This is a genomic window from Pseudomonas shirazensis (assembly GCF_050496565.1).
GTDB classification, from domain to species: domain Bacteria; phylum Pseudomonadota; class Gammaproteobacteria; order Pseudomonadales; family Pseudomonadaceae; genus Aquipseudomonas; species Aquipseudomonas shirazensis_A.
On the sequence record NZ_JBNWAE010000008.1, the window covers coordinates 48,342 to 61,475 of the forward strand.

11 protein-coding genes are annotated in these 13,134 nt (G+C 61.2%); 1 reads left to right on the top strand and 10 read right to left on the bottom strand.

The genetic code is table 11. The features are described from left to right. Positions 1–4 precede the first annotated feature (4 nt). From glmM to rlmE, 4 genes are all read right to left on the bottom strand, one after another. Positions 5–1,345, bottom strand: a complete 1,341-nt coding sequence (gene glmM / locus ACQZ2L_RS13335; protein WP_430326532.1) for a phosphoglucosamine mutase — start codon at positions 1,343–1,345, stop codon at positions 5–7. Between the two features lie 16 nt (positions 1,346–1,361). Beyond that, positions 1,362–2,213, bottom strand: coding sequence for a dihydropteroate synthase (folP, locus tag ACQZ2L_RS13340; protein ID WP_150572260.1), 852 nt, complete (start codon positions 2,211–2,213; stop codon positions 1,362–1,364). Between the two features lie 8 nt (positions 2,214–2,221). Then, positions 2,222–4,132: an ATP-dependent zinc metalloprotease FtsH gene (gene ftsH / locus ACQZ2L_RS13345; RefSeq protein WP_314877909.1), complete on the bottom strand. Its 1,911-nt coding sequence runs from the start codon at positions 4,130–4,132 to the stop codon at positions 2,222–2,224. A gap of 204 nt (positions 4,133–4,336) precedes the next feature. Further along, positions 4,337–4,963, bottom strand: a complete 627-nt coding sequence (gene rlmE, locus ACQZ2L_RS13350; RefSeq protein ID WP_101322162.1) for a 23S rRNA (uridine(2552)-2'-O)-methyltransferase RlmE — start codon at positions 4,961–4,963, stop codon at positions 4,337–4,339. Between the two features lie 102 nt (positions 4,964–5,065). On the opposite strand from rlmE, the gene yhbY reads away from it, so the two are divergent. Then, positions 5,066–5,374: a ribosome assembly RNA-binding protein YhbY gene (yhbY, locus tag ACQZ2L_RS13355; RefSeq protein ID WP_430326535.1), complete on the top strand. Its 309-nt coding sequence runs from the start codon at positions 5,066–5,068 to the stop codon at positions 5,372–5,374. 12 nt (positions 5,375–5,386) lie between these two features. Here the strand turns inward: yhbY and ACQZ2L_RS13360 are convergent, their stop codons facing one another. The 6 genes from ACQZ2L_RS13360 to dnaJ form a co-directional block, all read right to left on the bottom strand. Next, positions 5,387–5,836 (bottom strand): MFS transporter, encoded by a 450-nt coding sequence (locus ACQZ2L_RS13360; RefSeq protein WP_101322164.1) that lies wholly within the window; start codon positions 5,834–5,836, stop codon positions 5,387–5,389. Further along, a complete protein-coding gene (gene greA / locus ACQZ2L_RS13365; protein WP_430326697.1) occupies positions 5,814–6,290 on the bottom strand; it encodes a transcription elongation factor GreA in 477 nt (158 codons plus the stop codon). The genes ACQZ2L_RS13360 and greA overlap by 23 nt, the downstream gene beginning before the upstream one ends. 2 nt (positions 6,291–6,292) lie before the next feature. After that, on the bottom strand, positions 6,293–9,514 hold the full coding sequence (gene carB / locus ACQZ2L_RS13370) for a carbamoyl-phosphate synthase large subunit (RefSeq protein ID WP_430326538.1): 3,222 nt from the start codon (positions 9,512–9,514) through the stop codon (positions 6,293–6,295). Between the two features lie 109 nt (positions 9,515–9,623). Continuing rightward, positions 9,624–10,760: a glutamine-hydrolyzing carbamoyl-phosphate synthase small subunit gene (carA, locus tag ACQZ2L_RS13375; RefSeq protein WP_340612711.1), complete on the bottom strand. Its 1,137-nt coding sequence runs from the start codon at positions 10,758–10,760 to the stop codon at positions 9,624–9,626. 361 nt (positions 10,761–11,121) lie between these two features. Continuing rightward, positions 11,122–11,928, bottom strand: a complete 807-nt coding sequence (gene dapB / locus ACQZ2L_RS13380) for a 4-hydroxy-tetrahydrodipicolinate reductase (protein ID WP_314877906.1) — start codon at positions 11,926–11,928, stop codon at positions 11,122–11,124. Positions 11,929–11,941: 13 nt separating this feature from the next. After that, on the bottom strand, positions 11,942–13,066 hold the full coding sequence (gene dnaJ / locus ACQZ2L_RS13385; RefSeq protein WP_430326541.1) for a molecular chaperone DnaJ: 1,125 nt from the start codon (positions 13,064–13,066) through the stop codon (positions 11,942–11,944). Positions 13,067–13,134: the final 68 nt, after the last annotated feature.

The window sequence follows — 13,134 nt, forward strand, 5'->3', positions numbered from 1 at the left end:
CCTTTCAAGCACAAACTTCAGCAACCACCTTGGCCAGGGCTTCGGCATGGCCGCGGACCTGACTTTCGTCATCACCTTCGACCATCACCCGCACCAGCGGCTCGGTGCCGGACTTGCGCAGCAACACGCGGCCACGACCGGCCATCGCCTCGGTCGCCTTGGCACTGGCTTCAATCACTGCCGGGTGCTCCAGCGGGTCGACCTGGCCAGCGGCAAAGCGCACGTTGATCAACACTTGCGGGCACTTGCGCAGGGCCTGACGGGTTTGCGCCAGGTTCTCGCCACGGCGCTTGAGCGCCATCAGTACCTGCAGCGCTGCGATGATCGCGTCACCGGTGCTGGTGTGGTTGCAGCACACCACGTGACCGGAGTTTTCCCCACCGATCAGCCAGTCGCGCTCGGTCAGCTCCGCCATCACATAACGGTCACCGACCTTGGCCCGCACGAACGGGATGTCCAGGTCCTTGAGGGCCAGCTCCAGGCCGAGATTGCTCATCAGGGTACCGACCACCCCACCCTGCAGCTTGTTACGCTCCTGCAGGTCTCTGGCAATGATGAACAGCAGCTCGTCGCCATCGACGATCGCCCCGGTGTGGTCGACCATCAGCACACGGTCACCGTCGCCATCGAAGGCAATGCCCAGATCGGCATGACCGACCAGCACCGCCGCCTGCAGCGACTCAATATGGGTCGAGCCACAGTTGAGGTTGATGTTGAGCCCGTTCGGCTCGGCATGCAGCACGGTGACATCCGCCCCCAGCTCACGGAATACGCTTGGCGCTACTTTGTAGGTGGCACCATGGGCGCAGTCGATGACCAGCTTGAGGCCTTCGAAACTGGTGCCGCTGGGCACGCTGCTCTTGCAGAATTCGATGTAACGACCGGCAGCGTCGTTGATGCGCGAAACCTTGCCCAGCTTGCTCGACTCGACCACCTGCATCGGTTGATTGAGCAGCTCTTCGATCATCAGCTCGACTTCGTCAGGCAGCTTGGTGCCCTGGCCGGAGAAGAACTTGATGCCGTTGTCGTCATGCGGATTGTGCGAAGCACTGATGACGATCCCCGCCTCGGCGTGGAAGGTGCGGGTCAGGTAGGCGATGGCCGGGGTCGGCATCGGCCCGAGCAGCATCACATCGGCGCCGGCCGCAGACAACCCGGCCTCCAGCGCAGACTCGAACATGTAACCGGAAATCCGCGTGTCCTTGCCCACCAGCACGCGGCAGGCGCCCTGCTTGCGGAAGGCCATGCCGGCCGCCCAGCCAAGCTTGAGCATGAAGTCAGGGGTAATCGGAGCGACGCCAACGCGTCCACGGATACCATCCGTACCAAAGTATTTTTTGCTCATAGGAACTCCACTGTTCTTATTCGGCGTTTTGCACGGCAGCGATCATGCGCACCACGTCGACGGTCTCAGCCACATCATGCACACGCAGAATGCTTGCGCCCTTGGTCATGGCCAGCGCGGCCAGGGCCAGGCTGCCATACAAGCGCTCACCGACCGGGCGATTCAAGGCCAGGCCGATCATGCTCTTGCGCGAGACACCGACCAGTAATGGCCGCCCCAGGCGATAGAGCGCTTCCATGTGTTTGAACAGGCTGAGGTTGTGATCCAGCGTCTTGGCGAAACCGAAACCGGGGTCGAGCACGATGCGCTCGGCACTGATTCCAGCCGCGGCACAGGCGGCCATACGCTGCTCAAGGTAACGCGTCACGTCGACGGTCACGTCGTCGTAATGCGGGTTGTTCTGCATGTTGTCCGGATCGCCGCGCATGTGCATCAGGCACACCGGGAGACCGGTCGCAGCGGCGGCATCGAGTGCCCCATCACGCTCCAACGCGCGCACATCGTTGATCAGCCCGGCACCCAGCCTGGCCGACTCACGCATCACCGCAGGCGTCGAGGTGTCGACCGAGATCACCACATCGAGGCGGCTGCTGATTGCCTCGACCATGGGCGCAACGCGCTCGAGTTCTTCGGTCACCGATACCGCACGGGCACCCGGACGGGTCGACTCGCCACCGATGTCGATCAGGCTTGCGCCGGCGGCGACCATGGCTTCTGCATGACGCAGGGCCTCGTCGCGCTGGCTGAAGCGACCGCCATCGGAGAACGAATCAGGGGTGACATTGAGGATACCCATGACATGGGTATGCGACAAATCAAGAACCCGGTTGCCGCAAGGCAACCGGGTCGGGTACAGCTGTGAGGTCATGATAAACCTTAGATTTGAGCCGCTGGACCGCCGATCGGCGACTCCGGACGATCATCCTGGGAGGCCGACGTACCCGATGGACCGGTGTCGTTGTTGTCCCAATCACGAGGCTCACGCGGGGTACGGCCATTCATGATGTCGTCGATCTGATCGGCATCGATGGTTTCGTACTTCATCAAAGCCTCGGCCATGGCGTCGAGCTTGTCGCGATTCTCGGTGAGAATCTGCTTGGCCGTGGCGTAGCAGTGGTCGATGATGCTGCGCACTTCGGAGTCGATCAGCTTGGCGGTTTCGCCGGAAACGCTGGTCTGCTGTGCACCGGCACTGCGTCCGAGGAACACTTCGCCGTCTTCTTCAGCGTACATCAGCGGGCCGAGTTTTTCCGACAGGCCCCACTTGGTAACCATGTTACGAGCGATCTGGCTGGCGCGCATGATGTCGTTGGAGGCACCGGTGGTGACGCCATCGAAGCCCAGGGTCATCTCTTCGGCGATACGGCCGCCATACAGCGAGCAGATCTGGCTGATCAGCGCACGCTTGGACAGGCTGTAACGGTCTTCCTCAGGGAGGAACATGGTCACACCCAGGGCACGACCACGCGGAATGATCGATACCTTGTAGACCGGGTCATGCTCAGGCACGACGCGACCAACGATGGCGTGACCGGCTTCGTGGAAGGCCGTGTTGCGTTTCTCTTTCTCGGACATGACCATGGTTTTGCGCTCGGCGCCCATCATGATCTTGTCTTTGGCCAGCTCGAACTCTTTCATCTCGATGACGCGCTTGCTCGAACGTGCGGCAAACAGCGCTGCTTCGTTGACCAGGTTGGCCAGGTCGGCACCGGAGAAGCCTGGAGTACCACGGGCAATAACAGCGGCATTGACGTTGTCGCCAATCGGCGCTTTGCGCATGTGCACCTTGAGGATCTGCTCACGGCCACGGATGTCTGGCAAGCCCACCACAACCTGACGGTCGAAACGACCAGGACGCAGCAGCGCCGGGTCAAGTACGTCAGGGCGGTTGGTCGCGGCAATCACGATGATGCCGTCGTTGCCTTCAAAGCCGTCCATCTCGACCAGCAACTGGTTGAGGGTCTGCTCACGTTCGTCGTGACCACCACCCATGCCGGCGCCACGGTGGCGACCGACGGCATCGATTTCGTCGATGAAGATGATGCACGGCGCGTGCTTCTTGGCTTGCTCGAACATGTCGCGAACACGGCTCGCACCGACACCCACGAACATCTCGACAAAGTCGGAACCAGAAATGGTGAAGAACGGTACCTTGGCTTCACCGGCAATGGCCTTGGCCAGCAGGGTTTTACCGGTACCTGGCGGGCCTACCATCAGCACGCCACGCGGGATACGACCGCCCAGGCGCTGGAATTTGCCCGGATCGCGCAGGAACTCGACCAGCTCGCCGACTTCTTCCTTGGCCTCGTCGCAACCGGCGACGTCAGCCAAGGTGGTTTTGACCTGATCTTCCGACAGCAGCCGCGCCTTGCTCTTGCCGAAGCTCATCGGCCCGCCCTTGCCGCCGGCACCGCCCTGCATCTGGCGCATGAAGAACATGAACACCGCGATGATCACCAGGATCGGGAAGCTGGCAACCAGCAGTTGAGTCCAGATGCTCTGCTGCTCAGGCTGCTTGCCCTCAACAACCACGTTGTTGTTGACCAGGTCGCCGATCAGGCCGTTGTCGGCGATGGCCGGACGCACGGTCTTGAAGGTGTCGCCGTCAGAGCGTTTGCCGGTAATGATGGCGCCGTCGACGGTGACGCGCTCGACCTTACCGTCCTTGACCTGCTGAATGAAGTCAGAATAGTTGAGGGTTTGCGGCTCGTTCGGGCTGGAGAAGTTGTTCATCACCGTCACAAGGACGGCAGCGATGATCAACCACAGGATCAGATTCTTTGCCATGTCGTTCAATTAGCTACCCTCTGAGGTCGGCGCAACGACGCAGCCGTGCCTCGCATGATATTCATCGCCCTAACTTACTACATTACCTGCGCAACCGCAGGCACCGTCTGTAACCCTTTGTGAAACCAGACTACACGAAGTTCGGACGATCCTGACGCAGCGGCTGATTGGATTTACCTATCGGCAGCTGCTCAAGCCGCTATCTCACGCCCCTTTGAAGCCTTTAGCTACCATGTATTGCTCACGGGAGCGGTCTCGGGACGAACTCGGCTTGCGCATCTGTACCTTGTCGAATTTGCGACGCACGTCCTTGAGGAACACATCAAAACCTTCACCCTGGAAGATCTTGATCACGAAATCTCCGCCTGGGCGCAACACCCGGGTGCTCAGATCAAGCGCCAACTCGCAGAGGAACATGGCTTTGGGCATGTCTACCTCAGGCGTACCACTCATGTTGGGGGCCATATCGGAAATCACAAGGTCCACATGCGAATCACCTACCGCGGCAAGAATGCTCTGCAGCACTGAATCCTCGGTAAAGTCGCCGTGAATGAAGGTCACATCCGGGATCGAGTCCATCTCGAGAATGTCGGACGCGATCAGGCGGCCTTTGCCACCAATCAGACGACTGGTCACCTGCGACCAGCCCCCTGGCGCCGCGCCAAGGTCGATCACGCTCATGCCAGGACGGATCAAACGGTCCTTTTCCTGGATCTCCAGCAGCTTGTAGCTGGCTCGCGAGCGGTAGCCGTCCTTTTGCGCCTGTTTGACGAAAGGGTCGTTGAAATGCTCTGTCAGCCAGTTCTGGCTGCTTTTGGAACGCTGTACCAAGGGGCACCTCGATGAATAGCTTCGTGATTGACTGGGCGCAGCCACGGGCGCTCGGGTAAAATGGCTTCCAATTTTACAGAATCAGACGAAAAGGGTCAGATTATGCCGCTCAACAACGAGCAGAAGAAGCAGTACAAGTCTATTGGTCACGACCTCAAGCCGGTCCTGATTGTTGCCGGCAACGGTCTTAACGAAGGCGTGATCGCCGAACTGGATCGTGCTCTGGCTGACCATGAGCTGATCAAAGTCGAAATTCGCTCGGAAGATCGCGAAGAACGCAAAGCCGCAATCGCCGGGCTGTGCAAGGCTGGCCGTGCTGAGCTGGTGCAGACCATCGGCAAAAAAGCGCTGATCTACCGCAAGAACCCACAGCCAAACAAGCAACTGTCGAACATCCACCGCTACAAGTGACGGTGGCTCCGCTCAGCGGCGCGCCTGGCGCGCCCTGACCGGGACGGGCTGGGCTACCAGCACGATGCCGGAAAAACCCAATACCAAAAAGCAGAACATCTGCCAGCGCTCACCTACGGATATACCGTAGCGTAGCGTGTAATAGCTGACGCAGGCAGCAAAGCCGAGCAACAGCATCTGCCCGCGAAACTGCCTCCACCAGGCCGGCAGGCCATCGACCCTCGCCAGCACCGCCAACTGCACCATCAAACCCAACCAGGCCACGCCGACCAACCAGCGGTCGATCTGCGTTGCGACGTCCTGCACCAGCAACGGCGCCAGCCCGGTGACCTTGAGTGCAGGCACCAGCCCGACATGGAATACCCACAGGCCGCCGACCCAGAATACCTGGGACAGCTGCCAGAGGATCCCCTCGAGGGAAGGCGCCCGCAGGCGCCGATCAGATGTGTTTGACTTCGACAATCTCGTACTCGACCGTGCCGCTAGGCGTCTTGATCACGACAATATCACCCTCTTCCTTGCCAATGATGGCACGGGCGATAGGTGCACCGACCGAGAGCTTGCCGATCTTCACATTGGCTTCATCTTCACCCACGATCTGATACGTCACACGCTCATCGGTTTCGGTGTTGGCAAGCTCCACGGTGGTGCCGAAAATGACCTTGCCCGAATGCGGGATGGTGGTCACGTCGATCACCACGGCGTTTTGCAGACGGCCTTCGATGTCGCGGATACGCGCCTCGACCATGCCCTGCTCCTCACGGGCGGCATGGTACTCGGCGTTTTCCTTGAGGTCGCCCAGCTCGCGCGCTTCACCAATTGCCTGGCTCAGGCGCGGACGCTCGGTCTTGCTCAGAAACAGATGCTCTTCTTCCAGGGCGCGAGCGCCCTGGACGGTCATCGGGTATTTGGTAATGCTCATGCTTTGAGTCCTGCGTGCAGATCCTGCAAGCGCCGCACGGTCTTTTCAGGGCCGAACTTCAGCGCTTCACAGATGGCTTCACCGGCCGCAATGGTAGTGGTGCAGTAAATCTTGTGCTGCAGCGCATTGCGACGAATCGAGTAGGAATCGGCGATCGACTGGCGGCCTTCGGTGGTGTTGATGATCAGCGACACTTCGTCGTTCTTGATCATGTCGACCACGTGCGGGCGACCTTCGGTCACTTTGTTCACACGACGTACTTTCAGGCCGGCGGCTTCGATGAGCTTGGCGGTACCAACGGTGGCCACCAGCTCAAAGCCGAGGTTGATCAGGTCGCGGGCAACGCCAGCCACTTGTGGCTTGTCGTCGTCACGCACGCTGATGAACGCAGTGCCGCCGGTTGGCAGTACTTCGCTGGCACCCATCTGGGCCTTGGCGAAGGCTTCACCGAAGCTGTCGCCGACACCCATGACTTCACCGGTGGATTTCATCTCAGGGCCGAGGATCGGGTCAACCCCTGGGAACTTGGCGAACGGGAACACCGCTTCCTTGACGCTATGGAAGTTAGGAATGATTTCCTTGGTGAAGCCGATTTCCTTGAGGGTCTTGCCGGCCATGACGCGGGCGGCAATCATCGCCAGCGAGGTGCCGATGCACTTGGACACGAACGGTACGGTACGCGAGGCGCGCGGGTTGACTTCGATCACGTAGATCTTGTCGCCCTGCAGGGCCAGCTGCACGTTCATCAGGCCAACCACGCCCAGTTCCAGTGCCATCTTCTTGACCTGCTCGCGCACTTCGTCCTGCACATGAGCCGGCAGCGAGTACGGTGGCAGCGAGCACGCCGAGTCACCGGAGTGAACGCCGGCCTGTTCGATGTGCTGCATGATCGCGCCGATGACCACGTCGGTGCCGTCGCAGACCGCATCCACGTCCATCTCGATGGCGCAGTTGAGGAAGTGGTCGAGCAGCACCGGGCTGTCGTTGGACACTTGTACCGCTTCACGCAGGTAGCGCTTGAGCTCGTCCAGTTCGTAGACGATTTCCATGGCGCGGCCGCCGAGCACGTACGAAGGACGTACCACCAGCGGGTAACCGATCACGCCGGCAGCGCGGATCGCTTCTTCTTCGCTGCGCACGGTAGCGTTAGGCGGCTGCAGCAGGTTCAGGCGCTGCACCATCTGCTGGAAGCGCTCACGGTCTTCGGCGCGGTCGATGGCGTCAGGGCTGGTACCGATGATCGGCACGCCGGCTTCTTCCAGGGCGCGAGCCAGTTTCAGGGGAGTCTGGCCACCGTAATGGACGATCACGCCTTTTGGCTTCTCGACGCGGCACACTTCCAGCACGTCTTCCAGCGTCAGCGGCTCGAAGTACAGGCGGTCGGAGGTGTCGTAGTCGGTGGAGACGGTTTCCGGGTTGCAGTTGACCATGATGGTCTCGTAGCCGTCTTCACGCAGCGCCAGCGCTGCGTGAACGCAGCAGTAGTCGAACTCGATGCCTTGGCCGATACGGTTCGGGCCGCCACCGAGGATCATGATCTTGTCGCGAGTCGACGGGTTGGCCTCGCACTCTTCCTCGTAGGTCGAGTACAGGTAGGCGGTGTCGGTGGCGAACTCGGCGGCGCAGGTGTCAACGCGCTTGTACACCGGGAACACTTCCAGCTTGTGCCGGTGGCGACGCAGGGTCTTGTCGGTCACACCCAGCAGTACAGCCAGGCGCTGGTCGGAGAAGCCCTTGCGCTTGAGGCGCAGCATCAGGTCTTTGTCGATGGCCGACAGGGCCAGGGTCTTGACCTTCTCTTCGTCCTTGATCAGGTCTTCCATCTGCACCAGGAACCAGTGGTCGATACCGGTCAGGGCGAAGATTTCGTCGCAGGTCATGCCCGAGCGCATGGCGTCGGCGACGTACCAGATACGCTCGGCGCCTGGCACGGTCAGCTCGCGCTTGAGGATGCTGGCGGCTTCTGGGCTGCTCAGGTCGACTTTCGGGTCGAGGCCGCAGGCGCCGACTTCCAGGCCGCGCAGGGCTTTCTGCAGGGATTCCTGGAAGGTCCGGCCGATGGCCATGACTTCACCGACCGACTTCATCTGAGTGGTCAGGCGGGCGTCGGCTTTCGGGAATTTCTCGAAGGCAAAGCGCGGCAGCTTGGTCACGACGTAGTCGATCGACGGCTCGAACGACGCTGGGGTGCGGCCGCCAGTGATGTCGTTGGTCAGCTCGTCGAGGGTGTAACCCACCGCCAGCTTGGCGGCGATCTTGGCGATCGGGAAGCCGGTGGCTTTCGAGGCCAGCGCCGAGGAACGGGAAACCCGTGGGTTCATCTCGATCACGACCATACGGCCGGTGTCCGGGCAAATACCGAACTGAACGTTGGAACCGCCGGTTTCAACGCCAATTTCACGCAGCACCGCCAGCGAGGCGTTGCGCATGATCTGGTATTCCTTGTCGGTCAGGGTCTGCGCTGGAGCAACGGTGATCGAGTCACCGGTGTGCACGCCCATCGGGTCGAAGTTTTCGATCGAGCAGACGATGATGCAGTTGTCCTTTTTGTCGCGGACCACTTCCATCTCGTACTCTTTCCAGCCGATCAGCGATTCGTCGATCAGCAGCTCTTTGGTCGGCGACAGGTCGAGGCCGCGAGCGCAAATTTCTTCGAATTCTTCACGGTTGTAGGCGATGCCGCCGCCAGTGCCGCCCATGGTGAACGACGGGCGGATGATGCATGGGAAGCCAAGCTTCTCGAGCACTGCGTTGGCTTCGTCCATGCTGTGGGCGATACCCGAACGCGGGCACTCAAGGCCGATGGACTTCATGGCCTTGTCGAAACGCGAGCGGTCTTCAGCCTTGTCGATGGTGTCGGCGTTGGCGCCGATCATCTCTACGCCGAACTTTTCCAGAACGCCTTCGCGCTCCAGGTCCAGGGCGCAGTTCAGTGCGGTCTGGCCACCCATGGTTGGCAGCAGCGCGTCCGGACGCTCGGTCTCGATGATCTTGGCAACGGTCTGCCACTTGATCGGCTCGATGTAGGTGGCGTCGGCCATGGCCGGGTCGGTCATGATGGTGGCTGGGTTGGAGTTCACCAGGATGACGCGATAGCCTTCCTCGCGCAGCGCTTTACACGCCTGGGCGCCGGAGTAGTCGAATTCGCAGGCCTGGCCGATAACGATCGGGCCAGCGCCGAGAATCAGGATGCTTTTAATGTCTGTACGTTTTGGCATTGGGTGCTCACTCAAATCCGCGGGTCAGTCGGCAAGCCGGCTTGAACATGCTCAGGTCAGGCGCTGCCGGACGCAGCCAAGGCTGGTCCGGGGCCTGGATGGCGAATGCTCAGCGGCGCTTGGCCATGGCATCGATGAAACGATCGAACAGCGGCGCGACGTCAGTCGGGCCTGGGCTTGCTTCAGGGTGACCCTGGAAGCTGAAGGCGCTCTTGTCGGTGCGTTCGATGCCCTGCAGGGTACCGTCGAACAGCGACTTGTGGATCGCCCGCACGTTGCCTGGCAGGGTCGCTTCGTCAACAGCAAAACCGTGGTTCTGGCTGGTGATCATGACAACGCCGGTGTCGAGGTCTTGCACTGGGTGGTTGGCACCGTGGTGGCCGTGACCCATTTTCACCGTCTTGGCGCCGGAGGCCAGGGCCAGCAGCTGGTGGCCCAGGCAGATGCCGAACACCGGAATCTCGGTCTCGAGCACTTCCTTGATCGCCTGGATGGCGTAGTCGCATGGCTCAGGATCGCCTGGGCCGTTGGACAGGAACACGCCGTCCGGATTGAGCGCGAGCACTTCGTTGGCCGGGGTTTGCGCCGGCACCACGGTCACGCGGCAGCCACGCGCAACCAGCATGCGCAGGATGTTCAGCTTGACGCCGTAGTCGAAGGCGACCACGTGGTACGGCAGGTCGGCAGCGGCGATTTCGGCATGGTCGTTGGTTTTCAGGTCCCACACGCTGGAGCGCCACTCGTAACGCTCTTTGGTGGAAACTTCTTTGGCCAGGTCCATGCCCTTCAGGCCCGGGAAGCCGCGAGCAGCTGCGATGGCGGCTTCTTCGCTGATGTTGTCACCGGCCAGGATACAGCCGTTCTGAGCGCCCTTCTCACGCAGGATGCGGGTCAGGCGACGGGTGTCGATGCCAGCGATGGCAACCACGTTGTGCTCTTTCAGGTACTCGGACAGCGACTGGGTCTTGCGCCAGTTGCTGGCAACCAGCGGCAGGTCACGGATGACCAGGCCAGCCGACCAGACGCGGTCGGATTCTGCGTCGCCCGGGTTGGTGCCGGTGTTACCGATGTGCGGGTAAGTCAGGGTAACGATTTGCTGGGCGTAGGAAGGGTCTGTAAGGATTTCCTGGTAGCCGGTCATAGCGGTGTTGAACACCACCTCTCCAACAGTCTGGCCGTCGGCACCGATGGCTTCACCGCGAAAAATGCTGCCATCAGCAAGGGCGAGTATGGCTGGCTTAGTCAAGAAGACCTCCCGTAAATAAAGCCTGAAAGGGCGATCGCAGGTTGCAAAAAAGCGGAGTGACGTATGGACACGTCACCCCGCTTCATGTGCTGAATATCTCTGCGCGCTTTTAGTGAACACACTAAAGCTGTAGCTTACAGAAAACAGTGATTTTGGTCTACCGCGCATGTGTCGAAAATGCACAGATTGGCGACAGGGGTGGGTTGGGATCTGAAATTTTGGGGGCGCTGCGCGCCCCTTTCGCGACACAAGGCCGCTCCTACAGGGACCGCGTCAGCCAGTCGTGCGCGGTCTCTGTAGGAGCGGCCTTGTGTCGCGAAAGGGCTGCAAAGCAGCCCCAGCAATCCAAAGCCAAACCTAATCAGTGCAGCTCAAGCACATCCTGCATGTCATACAACCCAGGCTCCCGCCCATCCAGCCAAAGCGCAGCACGCACCGCGCCCTTGGCAAAGGTCATACGACTAGAGGCCTTATGGGTAATCTCGACCCGCTCACCATCAGCAGCAAACAGCACCGTGTGATCACCCACGATATCCCCAGCCCGCACAGTAGCAAACCCAATCGTCTGCCGATCACGCGCACCAGTCTGGCCTTCACGCCCATACACCGCCACTTCCTGCAGATCACGCCCCAGCGCCTGAGCAACCACTTCACCCATGCGCAACGCGGTACCCGACGGTGCATCGACCTTGTGCCGGTGATGCGCTTCGCTGATCTCGATGTCGACCTCGTCACCCATCACCCGCGCAGCGATGTCGAGCAGCTTCAGGCACAGGTTGACGCCCACGCTGAAGTTGGCGGCAAACACGATCGGGATGTCTTTGCCGGCTTCGGCCAGCAGCAGTTTCTCTTCTGCCGAGAAACCGGTCGTACCGATGACCATGGCCTTGCCCGCCTTGCGGCAGAACGCCAGGTTTTTCAGAGTGACCGACGGATGCGTGAAGTCGATCAGCACGTCGAACTCATCGGCAACCTTGGCCAGGTCACCGGAGATGGTCACACCGATCCGGCCCAGCGCCGCCAACTCACCTGCATCAGCCCCGACCAGCGAGCTGTCGGGCTTGTCGATGGCGGCCGTGAGGCCGGCGCTTGGCGCCTGTTGCTGTACAGCTTCGACGAGGATCTTGCCCATCCGCCCTGCTGCACCCATTACCGCAATACGTCGCATAGCCTGTTCCTTGTCAGAGATCGCCGAAGAAGCGCTTCACACCCTCGAACCAACCGCTGGCCTTGGGCGAATGGGAGCTGTCGCCTTCGAGCGAGTCACGCAGCTCTTCGAGCAGCTCACGCTGACGACGGCTGAGGTTGACCGGGGTTTCTACCGCGACCCGGCACAGCAGGTCACCGGCGCCACCGCCACGTACCGGCGCGACGCCCTTGCCACGCAAGCGGAACTGCTTGCCGGTCTGGGTGCCTTCCGGGATCTTCAACTTGACCCGACCATCCAGGGTCGGCACTTCCAGCTCGCCACCCAGGGCAGCGTCGGTGTAGCTGATCGGTACTTCGCAGTACAGGTGCTTGCCGTCACGCTGGAAGATCGCGTGCTCACGCACGTTGATCACGACATACAGGTCGCCAGTCGGGCCGCCATGGGCGCCCGCCTCGCCTTCGCCGGACAGGCGAATGCGGTCGCCGGTATCGACCCCAGCCGGAACCTTGACCGACAGCGTCTTGTACTCTTCGACACGGCCTTCGCCGTGGCACGAACCGCACGGGTCGGTGATGATCTTGCCCTGGCCATGGCAGCGCGGGCAGGTTTGCTGCACCGAGAAGAAGCCCTGCTGCATGCGCACCTGGCCGATACCGCCGCAGGTCGGGCAGGTCGACGGGGTCGAGCCCTTCTTGGCGCCGCTGCCGTCGCACGGCTCGCAGTTGACCAGCGTCGGTACACGGATGTTGACCGTGGTGCCGCGCACGGCTTCTTCCAGGTTCAGCTCGAGGGTGTAACGCAGGTCGCTGCCGCGTGCGGCGCCACCACGGCCACCACCCCGGCTGCCGCCGAAGAAGTCGCTGAACACATCACCGAAGATGTCGGAGAAGTTGGCGCCACCGAAGCCTGCACCGCCGCCGCCCATGCTTGGGTCGACACCAGCGTGACCGTATTGGTCGAACGCTGCGCGCTTGCTCGCATCAGACAGCACTTCGTAGGCCTCGTTGGCCTCCTTGAACATGTCTTCGGATTCTTTGTCGCCCGGGTTACGGTCCGGGTGGTACTTCATCGCCAGTCGGCGGTAGGCCTTTTTGAGGTCAGCTTCACTGGCGCCGCGCTCGACCCCCAGGACCTCATAATAATCACGCTTGGACATAGGTCATTTGCACTCTTGTGGGCGTTCGGCAAAGCTCTGCGCGTTCCGCGCCGTGCCGCCAGCACCTG